Source organism: Neobacillus rhizophilus (assembly GCF_018343535.1).
In the GTDB taxonomy this organism is placed as follows: domain Bacteria; phylum Bacillota; class Bacilli; order Bacillales; family Cytobacillaceae; genus Neobacillus; species Neobacillus rhizophilus.
The window spans coordinates 1,155,338-1,174,544 of the sequence record NZ_JAGYPF010000002.1; the positions used below are offsets into that span (position 1 = coordinate 1,155,338).

A 19,207-nucleotide genomic window follows, 5' to 3' on the forward strand; every position below is an offset into this window, starting at 1 on the left:
GCTTGTTTTTATTTTTGCTAAAACTGAATCTTCCCTCTTTTTACTTTTATTGAGTTCGCTTACTGTGGTACGATAACGTATAAAAGCAGACAGGGAAATGGGGTTATAGGAAATTGATTAAAACGATTTTATTTGACGTTGACGGGGTTCTATTAAGCGAAGAACGTTACTTTGATGCATCGGCACTAACCGTATGGGAGATGCTGATAAGCAGTAATTACTTGGCTTTATCACCTCAAAAATTCAAAACAGACTATAGCGATAAAGAAATAGAAGAAATTCGAAATCTGGTATTTGAAAATGATAAAATCTTGAAATTCCAAAAATCACGAGGCCTTAATGCCAACTGGGATATGATTTATTTAACATTTGCCCACCAGCTAATTCATCTACTTTCACAAATCAAAGAATATGAAATTGAAAACATTAGAGAATGGTGTCAAGCACCAATCCAGCGAAAGACCTTACTTGAGATTGGTGGGGTGTTGAATAATTATTCGGTTGAACTGGATTTCGGTTTGTTTGTGAAGGAGTTTGAGAGGTCCGAGGCAACTAAGCAAGAACTGCTTGATTATTTAAATGTGCTGGCACTTGAGAAACTTGGGGTAGAAACCACTATTTTTCAAAAAGGGGAGCTTTGGTCAGTATGTGAGCATGTTTCTCAGGAATGGTACGTAGGGGATGCCAATATTATTGCTTCAACTGGCAAGCCTTCTGTTCAGAAAGGCAAGAAAGGCTTTCTAGTTAATGAAACAACATTGGCTCCTAAAGAAGAGATAGGAGAGCTATTTCAATTTTTAACAGCCTCGGGGATTGAGATTGGGATCGGAACAGGACGGCCTGAATTGGAAACGATTCAGCCTTTTCAGCACTTGGAATGGTTAAAGCATTTTGATGTGAGCCGGATTGTGACTGCGGATGATGTCGCCAAGGCTGAGCAGGAGCTTCCAGAAGGGAAATCTTTATCAAAGCCGCATCCGTATACCTACATATTGGGTCTGCATCGCAAAGATCTGTCCGTGCAGGAGTGTTTGAACACGCCGCTGCCAATTAAAGATGGCGATTCGGTCCTGATTGTCGGGGATTCATTGGCAGATCTTCTAGCTGCAAGGCAAATGGGTTGTCAATTCGCCGCCGTGTTAACCGGGTTATCTGGGAAAGACGCGCGGGGTGAATTCGAAAAGCATAAAGCGGACAATATTCTCGATTCTGTCCTTGATTTGAAGGGAATTCTATAAACGAATTTTTGAATTTTATTATTTTATGGCTGTATTAGTTATTTTTGATAGAATTTCTCAGATAAAGATATAATAAATAAATTCTATTGGCGGATTTTGTGCGTCTATTGGCGAATTTATGTATTCTATTGGCGAATTATCGATTTCTATTGGCGAATTATCGATTTCTATTGGCGAATCTGAAGGTCCTATTGGCGGATCGAAAAATTTAGCACGGATCCGTCACCTAAACTTAAAAAAAGGCTGCCCCTTGCAAAAAGGGAGCAGCCCTTAATAAACAGCTAAAAATCACACACTCTCCACAGCCTGCGGCTCAATGCGGCCTGCATCAAACGTATCGACATTTGATAGCTCCAAAAATTGCGCTTCGTCTAAACCAGGAATTTGGACAAGTTCACGGCTGACTTCTGTACCGAGCGTCTTATCAAGCGTCAACACCATGATGGCCTCGCCGCCAACTTCTGTACGGCCCACTTGCATCGTACCGATATTGATTTGATAGTCTCCAAGTAAAGAACCTACCTTTCCAATCATACCCGGTACGTCCTGGTGTTTAATATATAATAGATATTTCTCAGGCTTCACGTCAATCCGGTATTGATTAATCTTTACAATCCGGGCACCGTAGCCGTTTAACACAGTGGCCCCAATCCGAGCAGTTTCATCGCCTTGCGAAACTGAAAGCTCCAAATAGTTGGCAAAGCCTTTATTCGTAGCATTTTTCTGTACATTATAGGAAACGCCCTGCTCCTTCAATAAATGAAGCACGTTGATGAGATTGACAGAATCGCTTAAATGATAGGATAAAACACCTCTAAGCATTGTCCGTGTCAATAATTCTGTATCCTCATCGATTAGATCACCATAATAATTGATTTCTATTTTTGTAGGTGCAGAGTTTTTCAATAATTGAATGACAAGCTGGCCCACTTGGTCGCCAAGTACTAAATAAGGCTGGAGCTTGGCTTGCGTTTCGCCTGACATTTGCGGCATATTTACCGCATTTTGGATGGATTGTTTTTCAAAAATTTCAACGATTTCCGCGCTGACTTCCTCAGCTACCTTTTCCTGTGCTTCAACGGTAGAAGCGCCAAGATGCGGAGTCACGATAATATTCGGATTCTGCAATAGCTCTGGGTCGGCTACCGGTTCTTTTTCAAATACGTCTAGGGCAGCACCGGCAACATGGCCAGATTGAATAGCCCGGACCAACGCTTTTTCATCAATAATTCCGCCGCGGGCACAGTTAACGAAGCGAACGCCTTTTTTCGTTTTGCTTAAAAATTCATCATTAATAATTCCGCGTGTATCATTAGTCAGCGGTGTATGAATGGTAATAAAATCGGCCTCCGCCGCAATTAAATCAAGGCTTGCTTTGGTAATGCCAAGCTTTTTCGCACGGTCTTCAGTCAAATAAGGGTCAAAGCCCAAAATATTCATGCCGAAGCCTTTTGCCCGTTTGGCCACTTCAGTACCGATCTTCCCCATACCGACTACACCAAGTGTCTTTTTGTATAATTCTACTCCTTTAAAAGAGTTGCGGTCCCATTCACCGCAGGAGGTCTTTTGGTGGGCCTGCGGAATTTTTCTTGCCATCGCCAGCATCATCGCCAATGTGTGCTCAGTTGCAGCAATCGTGTTGGCACCAGGTGCGTTAATGACGATGATCCCTTTCTTGGTTGCAGCGTTGACATCAATGTTATCCACACCGACACCTGCTCTAGCAATGACACGCAGGCGGCCTGCTGCCTCAAGAAGCTCTCCTGTTACCTTTGTTTGGCTTCTCACAATAAGGGCGTCGTAATCACCGATAATCTTTTTTAATTCATCTGTAGGCAGTGTTGGCTGTCTTTCCACAATGAAATTGGCATGGTCGACTAAGCATTTTAAACCTGTCTGGCTGATTCCGTCGGTTACAAGCACTTTGTACATTTTTAAAACCTCCAGTTTGTTTTTTTATAAAAATTTTAATAGCTTACGTTATTTCATTGAAAAATAAAAAACGCCCCTCATAACAGACACAGTGGTCGTGTTATGAGGGACGTAAGTTAACGTGGTGCCACCCTCTTTTGCCGCAACACAGTGCGGCCTCAAAGCAAATAACGGGTAATACCCGGGCTAGCCTACTAACAATTTCAGCAGCCAGTTCAGAAGGGCTGGGCATTATAGCAATTAGCACCGGTTCGCAGCGTCCACCGGCTCTCTGAAGCTATTTCCTATTGCCGTCTTCATCATCACTATTTCATTAATAGAATACACCCAATTGAGTGAAATTTCAAAATTTAACTGAATATAGGGATTATTCTACATCCCGCTTTCGGCCTTGTAAAGGGGGGAAAATCAAAAAAATTTGCCAGTCTTCTCTGAAAATTTTTACTCAAAATGAAGAACCTTGCTATGATAGGATAGTAAGCGATTACAGTGGGAAAAGTCAGAAATAAATCTATTGTAAAAAAACGAACAGACACTTATAATGTCTACAATAGAAATACAATTGTTCACACCAGAAGGACATAGGAACGGAGGGGAAATGGGTGAAAGCAATTTCGATTGGATTACTGGGGTTGGGTACCGTTGGCTCAGGTGTTGTCCAAATTATTAAAAATCATCAAGATAAATTAATGCACCAGGTGGGCTGTCCAGTAACGATTAAAAAAATTCTGGTTCAAAATTTAATTAAAACGAGACCTGTTGAAATAGAAGCAGGCTTATTAACGAATAATGCTGATGACATCTTATTGGATGAAGAAATTGATGTTGTCATCGAGGTTATGGGCGGCATTGACGCCACAAAAGACTATTTGATTACGGCCCTCCGTCAAGGCAAGCATGTTGTGACTGCCAATAAGGATTTAATGGCGCTCCATGGCTCCGAACTGTTAACGGTGGCATCGGAGTATGGCTGTGATTTGTTTTATGAGGCGAGCGTGGCTGGCGGTATCCCGATTCTTAGAAGTTTGGTGGATGGTCTTGCTTCTGATCGAGTTACGCAAATGATGGGGATTGTCAATGGAACGACAAACTATATTTTAACGAAAATGAGCAATGAAGGCCGCTCCTATGATGAGGTGCTGAAAGAGGCCCAGGCTCTCGGTTTTGCGGAAGCTGACCCGACATCTGACGTCGAAGGATTGGATGCAGCCCGTAAAATGGCCATCCTTGCTACATTGGGCTTCTCCATGCATATTGATTTAGAGGATGTAAAGGTGAAGGGCATTTCGGGCGTAACGGAAGATGATATACGCTATGGGAAACAGCTTGGCTATACGATGAAGCTGATTGGTTATGCCCACCGCGAAGGAGAAAAGGTCGAGGTCAGTGTCGCACCTACCTTCTTGTCTGACAATCATCCGCTTGCCTCCGTTCAAAATGAATACAATGCTGTTTATGTTTATGGTGAAGCTGTGGGTGAAACGATGTTTTACGGGCCTGGAGCAGGCAGTTTGCCAACCGCAACCTCCATTGTTTCTGACCTTGTCGGTGTGGTGAAAAATTTGCGGCTTGGTGTGAACGGGAAAAGTGCCGTGACCCCGCAATATCCAAAGCAATTAAAGGATGATAACGAAAAATATTCGAAGTACTTCCTGCGTATCCACGTCCAGGATGAAGTTGGTGTTTTTGCCGATATAACGACGATTTTTGCCAAGTATGGGGTCAGCTTTGAAAAAATTCTTCAGCTGCCAATTAAGAAACATGAAACATCAGAAATTGTCCTAGTAACCCACAAAGCTTCTTTAACAAGCTACGATGGAATTCTACAGGAGTTAAATGACCTGCAAGCTGTAAAAGAAATAAAAAGTGCATATAGAGTGGTGAGGAAAACGATATGAGATGGCCAGGATTAATTGAAGCATATAAAGAATTTTTACCAGTAAATAATGAGACACCAAAGCTAACGCTAAATGAAGGAAATACCCCTCTAATTCACTTGCAGAATCTTTCCAAGGAATGGGGAGTAGAGCTTTATGTGAAAGTAGAAGGAGCCAATCCAACGGGTTCCTTTAAGGACAGAGGCATGGTCATGGCGGTTGCCAAAGCAGTTGAGGAAGGCAGCAAAACTGTCATCTGCGCCTCTACCGGAAACACTTCCGCTGCTGCTGCAGCATATGCAGCCCGGGCGGGAATCAACTGTATCGTCGTGATTCCGGAAGGGAAAATTGCCATGGGCAAACTTGCTCAGGCGATGATGTATGGGGCCGAAATCATCTCCATTGAGGGAAATTTTGACCAAGCTCTTAAAATGGTGCGAGATATCAGCGAAGTAGAGCCAATCACATTGGTTAACTCAGTTAACCCATTCCGTCTGGAAGGGCAAAAAACAGCTGCATTTGAGGTTTGTGACCAGCTTGGTTCAGCACCTGAGATTTTAGCAATCCCGGTTGGAAACGCTGGTAACATCAGCGCTTATTGGAAAGGCTTTAAAGAATATAACAGCAAAAAGGAAACTGGTCTGCCAAGAATGTTCGGTTTTGAAGCTGAAGGGGCCGCCGCTCTTGTACATAACCGCGTGTTTGAAAATCCGGAAACAATCGCAACAGCGATTCGGATTGGCAACCCGGCTAGCTGGGATTTGGCGGTTAATGCAGTAAAAGAATCTAACGGTCAGTTTGATGAGGTTACCGATGATGAAATCGTCGCGGCTTATAAAAAATTAGCTTCCACTGAAGGTGTTTTTGCAGAGCCGGCATCCTGCGCTTCTATCGCTGGTGTTTATAAATCATTACAAAATGGGAAAATCGCCAAAGGTACCAAAATTGTTGCAGTTCTTACAGGAAATGGCTTGAAGGATCCGGACACAGCTATTCAGAGCAGCTTGGTGAAACCTGTTGTATTGCCAAACGATGAAAAGGCTGTGGCAGAGCATATTCGAGGGGTTGTCGGGCATGCCGCTGAATAATCAATGGATGATCAAGGTTCCGGCAAGCACTGCCAATCTTGGTCCGGGATTTGATTCCATGGGGCTGGCAGTAGATCTGTATTTGACTTTAGAGGTGGAGAAAAGTGACCATTGGGAATTCTTTTCTCCTAACCCTGAATTAAACCAGCTTCCAACTGATGAAACCCATTTTATCGCACAAATTGCCCTTGAGACAGCTAAGAAATATGGAAAAGAGCTAACTCCCTGCCGTGTAAAAATGGAAAGTGAGATTCCCTTGGCACGCGGACTCGGTTCAAGTGCTTCTGCTATCATTGCAGGGATTGAACTTGCTGATATCGTGGGTGGCTTAAACCTGACAAAGGAGGAAAAGCTTCTTTTGTCAACTGATATAGAGGGCCATCCGGACAATGTTGGGGCATCCCTTTATGGGGGCCTTGTCATCGGAAGTTATCGGCAAAACGAAGTGGAGATGCTGAGCTTTACCAATCTTTCCTTTGAAATGGCTGCGGTTATCCCGAAAGAAATCTTATTAACTAAGGATTCACGCGGGGTATTGCCAAACAGTTTTTCGATGAAAGAAGCGATCGAGGCTTCTTCGGCAGCAAACGTATTGGTGGCATCCATGTTAAGTGAAAATTGGGAAATGGCCGGAAAAATGATGGAACGAGATCGGTTTCATCAGCCTTATCGGAGACCGCTGATTCCTTTTTATCAAGACGTTGAACAATTCGCCAAAGAGAATGGGGCATTCGGAACAGCATTAAGCGGCGCAGGCCCAACTGTCCTTTGCTTTGTTGAAAAGGGCAATGGCAGGCAGCTGGTTGAAGATATTCAAAAGGCTTTCCCGGAAATGACCGTAAAGCTCTTGCAAATTGATTCCTCCGGCAGCAGAGTCTGTGAAACAGCGAAACGGAATTAATTTAAAACAAAAGCAAAAAGAGGCTGAATCATTCAGCCTCTTTTTGCTTTCTCAAATATTCCTCAAAATCGCTTTTATTTAAAGGTCTACTAAATAAATAGCCCTGCATCAAACAACAATCTCTAGAAAGTAAAAATTCCTTCTGATATTCCTTTTCGACTCCTTCTGCAATTACTTTAAGCTTCAGGCTTCGGCCTAGATTAATAATCGCTTCAGGAATTTCGGAGTTCTCATAATCTTCTTCGATATTTTGAATAAAGGATTTATCGATTTTTAAACAATCGATAGGTAAATCTTTTAGGTAGCTTAAAGACGAATAACCTGTCCCAAAATCATCAATAGAAATGGAGATTCCTAAACTTTTAAGTGTGCGAAGTGATTGAACAATTTCTCGTGAATTATTCAAAAGAATGCTTTCTGTAATCTCAATTTCAAAACAATCAGGACGCAATTCGTTATTGGCAAGAATTTCCTCAATCATCGTAACCATCTTGCGCGGTTCCTGGAACTGCCGGGCAGAGAAATTTACACCTACTGATAACGGAATAGGCCGATTCCTGTTCCAGATGCTTACCTGACTGCAGGCTGTTTTCATCACAAATTCCCAGATTGGTTGAATTAATTCTGTTTCTTCGGCAATCGGGATAAAAATTTCCGGTGAAACAACACCCAATTCATCATCCGTCCATCTCAGCAATGCTTCAACACCAAAGATGGTACCTTCTTTTACATTCATTTTAGGCTGGTAATAGACTTCTAATAATTCATTTTCAATAGCTTTTCTTAAGCGTGCCTCAAGTTGCGGTCTTTTAATATTCGCCTTTCTTAACTGTTCTGAAAAAACAACAACTTTGTTTCCACCCATTTTCTTCGCGGTATACATGGCCGTGTCTGCATAGATGATGAGGCTTTCGATATTATCCGTGTGTTTTGGATAGATGCTGACACCGCAGCTGGCTCCCATATAAATTTCTGTTTCATTGAGAAAATAAGGGGCTTTTAGGTTGGAAATAATGCTCTCTGCAGCACTCTTTGTATCTTGTAAATTATAATTGAACAATAAAATAATAAATTCATCGCCGCCCTGCCTGATGATGAAATGATTTTCATTATTGGCGAGGCTATCCTTTATTCGGCTGGCAGTCATTTTGAGGATTTCGTCCCCTTTGGAATGCCCAAAGGAGTCATTAACTTCCTTAAAACGGTCCATATCCATGAAAATAATCGATAAGGTTTCTCCATTTTGATTCGCCCTATTTACAATCGAAGGGAGTTTTTCTTGAAAATATCTTCTGTTAAGCAGTCCTGTTAACGGGTCATGGTTCGCTTGGTATTCGATAAACTCTCTGCTCTGCTGTAGGTCCGTTACATAGTTGTGCAGGTCCATAGACAATGCGTTGACGTTTTCCGCCAGCATGCCAAGCTCGTCTTTCCGTCGTAAATGGAGTTTTTTTCCGAAATTCCCTTTGGCGATTTCATTGACCCGATCGACAATATAACCAATCGGCCTAGTAATAGAGTTTGAAAAAATAAAGCTGATAATTAATACGATAATCATAATGATGATGGAAAGCAGGATATGAACTTTCAGTTCATGCGCCAGTTCATTTTCAATAAGGCCATAATCATAGACAAGTCCCGTAACAAAGGCAGTACCATTGGCGGAATCAGGGACAAAGGTTTTCATCACACTTTTCCCATTCAATTGGGCCTTATAGGATTGTGTTTTCCCCGTTTTCATTGCTTTTTGGATTAAAGTAGTATCTTTCTTATAGTTTGGGTACTTTTTATATTGACCGTACCACACAGGTCGGGCAGAAATGCGCATATAGTTATTTCCGTTTAATTGAACGAACTCTTTCTTTTTTCCGAAATTCTTCGGGTTAAAAACCGTTAACTCTAAAATGCCTTTTTGCTTGGTATAATCTTTTATAATTTTTTTAGGGCCAAAAAGATCCTCATATTCTATTGCTTCACTGTCCCGGAAATAGGGGTTGATGATATAATTCGTTGTCCCATCATAATAATAGCCCCATTTATCAACGTGATCCGGATTTGAGGAGGCAACTTCGATCGGCCCAGACCAATAATTTGGCAGTGTTAATCCTTTCCCGATCGTAACAGGCTTTAAAGCAAAAAGCTGCTGATAGGCATCATACCAATAGCCCCATCCCTTGGTGGCCATGTTAATTTCTTGCGGGTCGGAAGATTTCACACCAATAATGTCATCGTCTGTTTTTGCCAATAAAGTAATGTGTGAGACACCAACATCCTTGGCTATTTGTTTTAGCTGCTCATTAGAGACATCTTCCCAACGGGGCGGCAGTTGATCCTTGATGGCGAGGGAGGCAATCCGTAAATCTCTGCCAAGAATATCTTCAACATATAAGGAGCCCTTCGTTGTATTTTTGACATGATAGGAAATTTCCTTCGTGATCATGGAAATCTCTCGATTGTTATTACTAATGAGCTGATTTTTTGACCGAATATAGTGAAAGGCATTATTCGTAACTAAAATGATAAATACAAGCAGACAAAATAATAGTGGAAGTTTTTTCTTTATAGACAAGCTTTAACACTCCAATGAGCAGCATACACTTCCTTTTAATAAGGTGTGTATGCTGTTGTAGATTAGGGGACAGATTAACCCTTTATTCCATGGAGCCATTCTTCATAGCATTCATCACATAGCGTTTCATGCCTTTCTTGATTGGCTGAATCAAACGAAACTTGATGAAGATGTTTTTCCTCAAATTGGTTTGTGCAATAAAAGCATGTATCAGGCATTTTCTATCCTCCTTTATAAATATAGATAGTTTAGTTTCTTCCCGCAACCTAAGTTTTATAATAGAAAAAAATCTTTCAGCAACTCGTCCTACTATCTCCCAGTATGGTAAAATAGTGTAAAAATTGGGAAAATTTTTAGGGGGGGAGGCCTTCAAGTATGAAGCTTCCAATTATTCAAACGAAGCTGCGGGTTCCTGCGGTGAAAGATGAGTTTCTAAGAAGAGCAAATCTTACGAGGAAGCTGAAAAAAATACCAGAACATCCCTTAACTATTATTCATTCCGGGGCTGGCTTTGGAAAAAGCACCGCACTTGCCTTGTTCATGAAGGACGAAAATATTAATGGCTGCTGGTATTCCATCTCTTCTATGGATGATGATATCCTTCCGTTTCTGTCTCATATTATCCATTCCATTCGAAAAGCTGCCCCCGAGTTTGGCAGAGAGTTGTTAACCTTTGTGGAAACCACAGATCGTTATACCCGCAATGAAGAAATAGGTTTCCTTTGTTCTTTGTTTATTAACGAAATCCTTGAAATCAGTTCCGAAATTATCTTGATTTTGGATGATTTTCACCAAATTGAACAGTCCTATACAATTAATAGTTTCATGGAAAATCTCCTCGAGCATATCCCCATCAATTTGCATATTGTGATCTCTAGCCGAAGCCGTCCGGTTTGGAAGCCTCTTACAAAAATGAAAGTGTGCGGACAATTGCTGGAAATTACCAAAGAGGACTTAATTCTGACCATCGAGGAAATGGAATTGCTCTTGTTGGACTTATATGGGCTGGAGGTGGAGCATCATCATTTACTAGCCATTTATCAAGTAACAGAAGGATGGATTATTGCCACATGTATGATTGCCCAGCAAATTCCCTTGAAACAGGACATTTCCGCTTTATTTGAGCAATCTTCCCTGTCCCTTCATGACTTTTTTCAGTATCTTGTTTTGGAAGTGTTTTCAAAGCAACCGCCCATCATTCAGCGATTTCTTGAACAAACATCTATTTTTGAGGAGATTGAAGAGGAATTATGTGACGAGGTCATCGGTATTCAAGCGGCTTCAAGTATGTTGGAACAGTTAAAAGACCGAAACCTGTTCATCCAAAAAGTTGACTCAAGGCATTATCGTTACCACGCATTATTTAAGGATTTCTTAGAAAATCATTTTGAAAAGAATCATCCGGAAAACTTTATCTTCCTGCATGAACGATGTGCCCGTTTTTATGAAAAAAGGGAGCTTTGGGAAAAGGCACTTTATCATTACAAAAAAATAAAACAGCTTAAAGCGATTGCTTCCATATTACAGGAAAATGGCTTTCACATGCTAGAAAGCGGTAAATTGGAAAGCTTAGCGGATTTATTAAGAAAAATTCCTGAGGATGAGTTCGATACCTACTATCTTCTTTGGCTATTAAAAGCGGAGGTATACCGATACCGTTCCCAATATCTCGACGCCGAAGAATGTTATCATGAGGCTTACGAAGGCGCCCGGAGGAGAAATGATTTCCTCGGAATGAGCAGAGCTTTAGAGGGAAAAGCAAAGATTTACTTGGACACGATTCAGCCTCAACGTGCAGAACAGCTTTTATATGAAGCGATTGCCCACCGCGAAAAAAGCAATAGCCCTGTGGAGGAGAGCGGCAGACTCTATGAATTATTATCCGAGAATTTGCTTAACTCCGGGAAAGCAAAAAAAGCGGAGGTTTGGCTAAAAAAAGCCAAGGAATCGACTATTTCCAAGCTTGACGGAAGCCTCGAGGCAAGATTGTATCTACGAACAGGACGGTTTGATGAAGCAAAGAAATTTCTATATATGAAAAAAGCTGAAGTGGAGAATGTTCAATTTTCTTCCCTGCCGCAGGCACACCGTGAAATTGACTTATTGCTTTCCATTATCGAGGCTTTTACAGGAGAAGGGAATATAGCAAAAGAGCTTGCCCAGGCAGGCATCCAGCAGGGAATCAGCTTGAAGGCTCCCTTTGTGGAGGCCTGCGGGTGGATTAGGATGGGGCACGCTGTTCAAATTTTGAATAAATATGATACTTCGTTAGCGGAGAACTGCTATCAGACAGCACTAGAATTGATGGATAAATTGCATGTTGACCGTGGTAAGGCAGAGCCATTAATGGGACTTTGCATTTTATATGGTGCCAGAGGGGAATTCGAACGGGCGATGACGGCCGGTAAACGTGCTTTGCAGGAGACGGAAAGAGTGAATGACCTTTGGCTTTCGGCCATGATTACACTTGGCATGGGGATCACTTGCATTCATAATGAACGATTCTCAAAGGCCCTGGATTACTTGGAACAAACGAATATCATGTTTGTACAATGTGAGGACTCTTATGGTCAAATGCTCAGCAAATTCTGGCTGGCCTATTGTTTTCACATCGAGAAAAATCGGGAACATTTCAGGACAGCGTTTGCTGAGTTCTTAAATGTTGTCCAAACACACGAATATGAATTTATTTTTCATAAGCGATCTGTCTTTGGTCCAAGAGATTTGCAGGTGTTCATTCCTATGTTAATAGATTGTTTAAAAGAAGACGGACAAACAGGATATGCAGCCAAAATTCTGCAGGATATGGGAATTGCTGCCTTGGAATCCCACCCCGGCTATTCCATCAGGGTCCAAACCCTTGGACAATTCAGGATTTGGCTGGCGGATAAAGAAGTCGGTGAAAAGGAATGGCAGAGAGAAAAGGCAAAGGAACTATTTCAATTATTGATGACCACCGGTGAATTAATTTCAAAAGAAGAGATTATTGCAATTCTTTGGCCAAATCAAGAGCGAAAAAGTGCAGACCGGGACTTCAAGGTGGCCTTAAACAGCCTGCAGAATGTCCTTGAACCCACACGGAAGGCAAGAGCTGCCCCTTTTTTTGTGATAAGGGAAGGAAGCTTCTATGGATTAAATCCACTGGCGGTAATCGAATTGGATACAGTCCTTTTTCAGGAGTTAATTCAAAAAGGGCTTCAGGAAGCAGAACCTGAGAAAGGGAAGCTTTTCTTGGAAAAGGGATTAAAGCTCTATCAGGGGGAGTATTTGCCTGACCGCCGCTACGATGATTGGTGTATCAGCAAAAGGGAGAGGATGCTCGTTTATTTCCTAAGAGGAGCGGAAAAAATGGCTCAAACTTATGTTCGTCAGGAAAATTATGATGGGGCCATTTTCTGGTGTGAAAAAATATTGGAACGGGACCGTACCTGGGAAGAAGCATACCGGCTGCTCATGTACTGCTACTATCGTAAAAATAACCGGCCGCAGGCCTTAAAATGGTATCAAAAATGCACAGAGGTCCTCGAAAAGGAACTTGGTGTTTCACCGCTTGAGCCAACAAGGCATATGCGTGACATGATTATGGAATCTGACAGCTATATCCAGCCAATCTAACAGCCTGATAAAAAGGCTGTTTTTTTTGTAACTTCTTTGTAACTCCTATTTCCTATGATGAAGTCAAAGCATTTCCATGATTGACCTGAAAAATTTTAAGGGGGAAGAAATGTGAAGAGAAGCAGAAAAAGATGGGCATTTTTAGGATTACTTATGTTTGTGATGCTGTTTGCCAGTGCGTGCAGCTCGGACAAATCATCATCAGAGCCGAAGGACAACGGTGGAAAGAAGGAAGAAAATAAAGCACCAATTAAAATCGGTGTGCTAGCATCAAAAACTGGTGCCTTGGAGTCCTACGGTAAACAAACATTAAGAGGCTTTGAGCTGGGACTTCAATATGCTACAGATGGAAAGATGGAAGTGGATGGCAGAAAAATTGAATTCTATGTGGAAGATACCGAAACGAAGCCGGAAGTAGCCGTACAAAAAGCAACGAAACTATTAGAAGAAGATAAAGTAGATTTCTTGGTTGGATCTTCCAGTTCGGCTGATACATTAGCAGTACTTCCGCTGGCTGAGGAATATAAAAGGATTATGGTGGTTGAACCAGCTGCCGCGGATACGATTACTGGGTCCGAGTTCAACCCTTATATTTTCCGAACAGCACGGAACTCTTCACAGGACGCAGTAGCTGGTGCAGCAGCCATCGCGAAAAAGGGTGTCAAAATTGCAACCCTAGCTCCTGATTATTCATTTGGACGTGACGGGGTAGCGGCATTTAAAGAAGCGGCTAAGAAATTAGGTGCTGATATTGTAAAGGAAGAATATGCGGATCCGGCAGCAACAGATTTTACCTCTAATATTCAAAAAATCATTGATGCTAAACCTGATTACCTATTCGTAGTCTGGGCGGGTGCTAACTCTCCATGGAAACAGATTGCCGATATGAAGGTTCAGGAAAAAGGCATCAAAATCTCCACCGGAGCGCCGGATATTGCGGCCTTAGCAACAATGGAACCGCTGGTTGGCATGGAAGGCTTTACTGTTTATTATCATGACCTCCCAAAAAATAAAATCAATGATTGGCTTGTCGCTGAACATAAAAAGAAATTTAACAATGAGGTTCCCGACCTATTTACACCAGGAGGTATGAGTGCGGCAATCTCCATCGTGGAAGCCGTCAAGAAAACAAAAGGCGATACTGACGCCGATAAATTGATTAAAGCGATGGAAGGAATGAGCTTTGAAACACCAAAAGGAAAAATGACCTTCCGACCTGAGGATCACCAGGCACTGCAGTCATTATATGCGATTAAGCTTGAGAAAAAGGATGGCGTGAATTATCCAGTTCCAGTATTAATGCGCGAGCTGACTCCTGAGGAAACCGCTCCGCCAATCCGTAATAAATAAACTTCACAGGTGAATGGGGGGATTATGGGTTGACAGGGTCCCCCTCTTCCTATTTGTAATCTAAGGTGGTGACATGTTTGGCAGCATTGATAGAAACAAATGATTTATCGATAACCTTTGGCGGCCATACCGCGGTTGATTCCGTTACATTAACAGTTCCTGAAAAACACTTTAAGTCAATTATCGGGCCGAATGGCGCCGGCAAAACGACCTTTTTTAATCTATTAAGCGGGCAGCTTACGCCGACAAAAGGGAAAATTTATTACCGAGGGAAAGACATCACTGCTTTTTCACCGACGAAACGAACCAGGGCAGGAATTGGCCGTTCCTTTCAAATTACAAATGTATTTCCGAATTTAACCGTTTTGGAAAATGTCCGGCTCGCTGTCCAATCACAGGCGGGAGTCCGCTATCAAATGCTCTTTCATTATAAAAAATATCGCCAATTTGAGAAGAAGGCGATGGAATGGCTGAGTCTTGTGCTTCTCGATGACAAACGAGACTCACTTGCCGCTAACCTTGCCCATGGTGAAAAGCGGAAGCTGGAAATTGCTATGCTGCTGGCATTGGAAACGGAGGTTTTATTGCTGGATGAACCGACGGCAGGAATGTCTTTGGAGGAGGTTCCGGTGATTTTGGAAGTCATCAAGCGGATTAAGATGCAAGGGGATCGTACCATCATTCTTATAGAACACAAAATGGATATGATTTTAGATTTGTCCGATTCGGTCATGGTTCTGTTTAATGGCAGGCTTCTTGCTGACGGGACGCCGGAGGAAATCATGAAAAATGAGACAGTTCAGTCGGCCTATTTAGGAGGGCTTTACGAATGAGCGAACTACTGCAGCTAAAGGACATAGAAACACATATTGGCCAATATCATATTCTTCAGGGTGTTTCGTTGGAAGTGAAAAGGGGAGAAGTGACCGTTCTGCTTGGCCGAAATGGAGCAGGTAAGACAACCACTTTACGGACCATCATGGGGTTTACGCCTGCTTCCAAAGGAAGTGTGATCTTTAAAGGGGAGTCCATTCATACTCTTGCCCCCTATACAATTGCCAATAAAGGGATTGGCTTCGTCCCAGAAGACCAAGGGATTTTTTCAGGCTTAACCGTTGAGGAAAATATGAAGGTGGCAATGCAAAAGGAAAATACAGAAACCTTGAAGAGAATGGATTGGATCCTGGAGCTGTTTCCCGACTTGAAAAAGTTTTGGAAAAAGCCGGGCGGGCTGTTAAGTGGCGGGCAGAAGCAAATGCTGGCCATTGCCAGAGCCTATATTAATGAGAATGAATTGCTATTAATTGATGAGCCGAGCAAGGGATTGGCTCCAATCGTTGTAGAAAAGGTGATGGAATCGATTACCCAAATGAAGGAGCAGAGAACCATTGTTTTGGTCGAGCAAAATTTCATGATGGCGAGTACAATCGGTGACCGTTATTACATTATCGATGACGGTCAGACAGTAAGCCATGGAACAATGCAGGAATTGAAAGAAAACGAGGAAAAGAAACGAAAATATTTAGGGATTGCCTAGGAAAGGGGAAGACCTTTGTGGATTTATTCTTAAATTTGGCTTTAAATGGGCTGGCGACTGGGATGCTCATTTTCCTGCTGGCAGCCGGGTTAACGCTAATATTTGGGTTAATGGATGTATTGAACTTTGCCCATGGCGGGTTATTTGCCTGGGGAGCTTACAGCGGTTTATGGATTTATGGAAAAACGGGGAGCTTTCTGATTGGGATTGCCGGTGCTATCCTGACCGGATTCCTTTTAGGCATCATCACGGAAAAATGGATTATCAAACCGGTTTACGGCAATCATGTCCAACAAATTTTAATTACACTTGGTCTCATGCTTGTGCTTTCGGAAATGCTGAAGGTGATTTGGGGACCAAATCAAATTACCGCCACGCCGCCGGATTATTTAAAGGGAAGCTGGGAACTGGGCGGCGTGATTATCATTAAATATCGGGTATTTATTATTTTGGCTGGGCTGCTTATTTATACGTGCGTGCAATTTTTGCTCAAAAAAACGAAAATCGGCCTTGTCGTCCGAGCTGGCGTAATGAATAAGGAAATGGTCCAGGCATTAGGTATCAATATTCAAAAGGTATTTATGTTTGTATTTATGATTGGTGCAGGGATGGCCGCTCTCGGCGGAGTTCTTTTGGGGCCGTATTCCGGAGTCATCCATGCCGGGATGGGAATGGAGTTTGCCATTTTAGCCTTTATCGTGGTAGTCATCGGGGGTATGGGCAATTTCAGTGGTTCCATTTTGGCGGCCATTCTGGTGGGGCTGTCCGGTTCGTTTATGGCGTACTATGTTCCGGATTTGTCACTTGCTGTTAATATGCTGTTGATGGCAGTTGTATTGATTATTCGGCCGCAAGGGCTATTTGGGGCAAAGGGGTGAGAATATGAAGTGGTTACGTACCAATAAAGGGACAACATTATTTTGGATAGTTGCAGCATTTCTCTTCCTCTTGCCATTTGTCTATGAATCCCGTAATCTGATGATTTTATTAACGCAAATATTTATTTTTTCGGTATTTGCAATGAGCTATGACCTGCTCCTCGGTTTTACCGGTATTGTTTCTTTTGGTCACGCGATGTTTTTTGGAATTGGTGCCTACTCGATCGGGATCTTTATGAAGCGATTTGAGCCGACGATGCTGAATTTCCTGCTAGCACTCTTGGCAACACTTGCTTTAACGGCGCTGGTCAGCTTTTTAGTCGGGCTTTTGACGCTCCGCTTAAAAAGCCACTTTTATGCGATGTTAACGTTGTCTTTATCGGGATTGTTTCTAGTAGCGGCAGAAAAATGGCGGAGCCTGACCCATGGGAATGATGGCTTCACATTTCGTGTTCCAGAGCAATTTATTGACCGGACCGATTACTATTTGATTTGTCTGTTGATTATAGCGGCGGTTTTTATGATGTTAAAGCGGTTTACCAATTCACCATTGGGAAGGGTGCTTCAGGCGATCCGCGAGAATGAGCAGCGCACCGAGTCACTTGGCTTTCATGTCCTCCACTATAAAATTGCCGCAAGCATCGTTTCCGGGGTATTAGCCGGTATAGCGGGTATACTTTATGCGATGTCACTGCGGTTTGTCAATACAAGTGTTTTTTCGATGGACATCACATTGGATGCGTTGTTAATGACGATTATCGGCGGTGTCGGCACGCTATATGGAGCGATGATCGGTGCCGGATTAATTGAATTCGCCCATGACTGGCTGACAGGGCTGGCGAAGGAGCATTGGATTTTCGAACGCTGGATTATCTTTTTTGGCATTATTTATATTTTAGTGGTCATGTTTTTCCCAAAAGGAATTGTCGGTACGTTAAGGACCATAACCTGGAAGCGGAAAAAGCAGCAGGCAGTCAAGAAAAAAGAAAAGCTGGCGGGCTAGAAGGAGGCGGCAATGGATACGAATCAAGTTACCTCCTTTGTCGTCCGCTTTCAATTGGCTGCAGTCGAAAAGGAGACCGGGTCCCGGCACTGGAGGATTAAAGTGACCCATGTGCAGGAAGACCGGGAAACTTTATTTGAAACGATTGAAGAGGCGATGTCGTTTATGAAGGAAATTGCGGAAGATTCATAGAGTAGGTGATCGTTTTGCAAATAGGCATAGTCAGTACAGGGATATACTTGCCGGAAAAAACAATGACTGGTCGGGAAATCGCCGAAAAGGCAGGCATTCCGGTGACCGTTGTAGAAGAAAAAATGGGGATTAAGAAAAAGCATATTCCAGGTCCCGATGACCATACCTGTGAAATGGGCATCCTTGCTGCAAGAAAGGCGCTTGAGAAAGCCTCGTTTAATCCTTTGGATATTGACCTCGTCATTTATATCGGTGAGGAGCATAAGGAATATCCACTCTGGACGGCGGGAATCAAGCTGCAGGAAGCAATCGGCGCTTTTAATGCCTGGGCGTTTGATGCGGCTTTAAGGTGCGGCACAACCGTGATGGCGTTGAAGGTAGCGAAAAGCATGATGCTCTCTGACCCAGGTATACGCACGGTTCTTCTTGCCGGGGGTTACCGAAATGTTGATTTCATAGATTACGAGAACCCTAGAACAAGATTTATGTATAATCTTAGCGCTGGCGGCGGGGCCATTCTTCTTCAAAAGGATTATTCGGAAAATCTTTTGCTTGAGACGGAAATCCTTACGGATGGTTCTTTTTCCGAGGACGTCGTCGTCGTTGCCGGCGGCACTAAACATCCAATCTCGAGCGAGGCGATTGCCAAACGCTTGAACATGCTCGATGTACTTGACCCTGAGGGGATGAAACAGCGCCTTGAGGAAAAATCAATGAGCAATTTTTTAAAAGTCATTCTTGAATCGGTTCGGAAGAGTGGGTATACAGTGGATGATATTGCGTATTTAGCGATTCTTCACATGAAAAAATCCGCTCATGAATATGTTTTAAGAGAACTGGGCTTGTCCGACGAGCAGGCAATTTATTTGGAGGATTACGGTCATATTGGGCAGATAGATCAAATCTTATCGTTGGAGCTGGCTTTACGGGAAGAGAAAGTGAAGGACGGCGATCTTGTCGTTTTTGTCAGCGCCGGGATTGGCTATGCGTGGGGAGCGACAACCATTAAATGGGGAAAGGGATGATA

General features: G+C 42.7%; 15 protein-coding genes and 1 other annotated feature. Of the genes, 12 read left to right on the forward strand and 3 right to left on the reverse strand.

All coding sequences use genetic code 11. The annotated features are described in order from the left end of the window. Positions 1 to 113: 113 nt before the first annotated feature. Positions 114 to 1,238 carry an HAD family hydrolase gene (locus KHA99_RS13370; protein WP_213117927.1) on the forward strand — a complete coding sequence of 375 codons (1,125 nt, stop codon included), beginning with the start codon at positions 114 to 116 and terminating at the stop codon, positions 1,236 to 1,238. A 288-nt stretch (positions 1,239 to 1,526) separates the two neighbouring features. Here the strand turns inward: KHA99_RS13370 and serA are convergent, their stop codons facing one another. Further along, positions 1,527 to 3,170, reverse strand: coding sequence for a phosphoglycerate dehydrogenase (gene serA, locus KHA99_RS13375; RefSeq protein ID WP_213117928.1), 1,644 nt, complete (start codon positions 3,168 to 3,170; stop codon positions 1,527 to 1,529). A 102-nt stretch (positions 3,171 to 3,272) separates the two neighbouring features. After that, positions 3,273 to 3,482: a binding site (T-box leader), on the reverse strand. A gap of 290 nt (positions 3,483 to 3,772) precedes the next feature. Here serA and KHA99_RS13380 point away from each other — a divergent pair. From KHA99_RS13380 to thrB, 3 genes are read left to right on the forward strand one after another with little or no spacing between them, the layout of a single operon-like run. Beyond that, positions 3,773 to 5,068 carry a homoserine dehydrogenase gene (locus tag KHA99_RS13380; protein WP_213117929.1) on the forward strand — a complete coding sequence of 432 codons (1,296 nt, stop codon included), beginning with the start codon at positions 3,773 to 3,775 and terminating at the stop codon, positions 5,066 to 5,068. After that, entirely contained in the window at positions 5,065 to 6,135 is a 1,071-nt protein-coding gene (gene thrC, locus KHA99_RS13385; RefSeq protein WP_213117930.1) for a threonine synthase, read from the forward strand. Before KHA99_RS13380 ends, thrC begins: the two co-directional genes overlap by 4 nt. Next, entirely contained in the window at positions 6,122 to 7,036 is a 915-nt protein-coding gene (thrB, locus tag KHA99_RS13390; protein ID WP_213117931.1) for a homoserine kinase, read from the forward strand. The genes thrC and thrB overlap by 14 nt, the downstream gene beginning before the upstream one ends. Positions 7,037 to 7,064: 28 nt before the next feature. Here the strand turns inward: thrB and KHA99_RS13395 are convergent, their stop codons facing one another. Then, entirely contained in the window at positions 7,065 to 9,605 is a 2,541-nt protein-coding gene (locus KHA99_RS13395; protein ID WP_213117932.1) for a bifunctional diguanylate cyclase/phosphodiesterase, read from the reverse strand. 74 nt (positions 9,606 to 9,679) lie between these two features. Further along, positions 9,680 to 9,823, reverse strand: coding sequence for a hypothetical protein (locus KHA99_RS13400; protein WP_213117933.1), 144 nt, complete (start codon positions 9,821 to 9,823; stop codon positions 9,680 to 9,682). A 157-nt stretch (positions 9,824 to 9,980) separates the two neighbouring features. On the opposite strand from KHA99_RS13400, the gene KHA99_RS13405 reads away from it, so the two are divergent. The 8 genes from KHA99_RS13405 to KHA99_RS13440 all read left to right on the forward strand — a co-directional run bounded on the left by KHA99_RS13405 (position 9,981) and on the right by KHA99_RS13440 (position 19,205). After that, positions 9,981 to 13,220 carry a winged helix-turn-helix domain-containing protein gene (locus KHA99_RS13405; RefSeq protein ID WP_213117934.1) on the forward strand — a complete coding sequence of 1,080 codons (3,240 nt, stop codon included), beginning with the start codon at positions 9,981 to 9,983 and terminating at the stop codon, positions 13,218 to 13,220. Between the two features lie 153 nt (positions 13,221 to 13,373). Then, positions 13,374 to 14,570, forward strand: a complete 1,197-nt coding sequence (locus KHA99_RS13410; RefSeq protein WP_213118009.1) for a substrate-binding domain-containing protein — start codon at positions 13,374 to 13,376, stop codon at positions 14,568 to 14,570. Positions 14,571 to 14,647: 77 nt separating this feature from the next. Beyond that, on the forward strand, positions 14,648 to 15,403 hold the full coding sequence (locus KHA99_RS13415) for an ABC transporter ATP-binding protein (RefSeq protein WP_213117935.1): 756 nt from the start codon (positions 14,648 to 14,650) through the stop codon (positions 15,401 to 15,403). Further along, entirely contained in the window at positions 15,400 to 16,107 is a 708-nt protein-coding gene (locus tag KHA99_RS13420) for an ABC transporter ATP-binding protein (protein WP_213117936.1), read from the forward strand. Before KHA99_RS13415 ends, KHA99_RS13420 begins: the two co-directional genes overlap by 4 nt. A gap of 17 nt (positions 16,108 to 16,124) precedes the next feature. Beyond that, positions 16,125 to 16,985 (forward strand): branched-chain amino acid ABC transporter permease, encoded by an 861-nt coding sequence (locus KHA99_RS13425; protein ID WP_213117937.1) that lies wholly within the window; start codon positions 16,125 to 16,127, stop codon positions 16,983 to 16,985. Positions 16,986 to 16,989: 4 nt separating this feature from the next. Further along, entirely contained in the window at positions 16,990 to 17,988 is a 999-nt protein-coding gene (locus KHA99_RS13430) for a branched-chain amino acid ABC transporter permease (RefSeq protein WP_213117938.1), read from the forward strand. 12 nt (positions 17,989 to 18,000) lie between these two features. Next, on the forward strand, positions 18,001 to 18,180 hold the full coding sequence (locus KHA99_RS13435) for a hypothetical protein (protein WP_213117939.1): 180 nt from the start codon (positions 18,001 to 18,003) through the stop codon (positions 18,178 to 18,180). 14 nt (positions 18,181 to 18,194) lie between these two features. After that, positions 18,195 to 19,205, forward strand: coding sequence for a 3-oxoacyl-ACP synthase (locus KHA99_RS13440; RefSeq protein WP_213117940.1), 1,011 nt, complete (start codon positions 18,195 to 18,197; stop codon positions 19,203 to 19,205). The last annotated feature ends 2 nt before the right edge of the window (positions 19,206 to 19,207 follow it).

What these genes read in the sequence shown, in the direction of transcription:
- serA (WP_213117928.1), bottom strand. Translation starts at nt 3,170, where the DNA reads ATGTACAAAGTGCTTGTAACCGACGGAATCAGCCAGACAGGTTTAAAA.
- thrC (WP_213117930.1), top strand. Translation starts at nt 5,065, where the DNA reads ATGAGATGGCCAGGATTAATTGAAGCATATAAAGAATTTTTACCAGTA.
- thrB (WP_213117931.1), top strand. Translation starts at nt 6,122, where the DNA reads ATGCCGCTGAATAATCAATGGATGATCAAGGTTCCGGCAAGCACTGCC.
- KHA99_RS13400 (WP_213117933.1), bottom strand. Translation starts at nt 9,823, where the DNA reads ATGCCTGATACATGCTTTTATTGCACAAACCAATTTGAGGAAAAACAT.
- KHA99_RS13405 (WP_213117934.1), top strand. Translation starts at nt 9,981, where the DNA reads ATGAAGCTTCCAATTATTCAAACGAAGCTGCGGGTTCCTGCGGTGAAA.
- KHA99_RS13410 (WP_213118009.1), top strand. Translation starts at nt 13,374, where the DNA reads ATGTTTGTGATGCTGTTTGCCAGTGCGTGCAGCTCGGACAAATCATCA.
- KHA99_RS13420 (WP_213117936.1), top strand. Translation starts at nt 15,400, where the DNA reads ATGAGCGAACTACTGCAGCTAAAGGACATAGAAACACATATTGGCCAA.
- KHA99_RS13430 (WP_213117938.1), top strand. Translation starts at nt 16,990, where the DNA reads ATGAAGTGGTTACGTACCAATAAAGGGACAACATTATTTTGGATAGTT.
- KHA99_RS13435 (WP_213117939.1), top strand. Translation starts at nt 18,001, where the DNA reads ATGGATACGAATCAAGTTACCTCCTTTGTCGTCCGCTTTCAATTGGCT.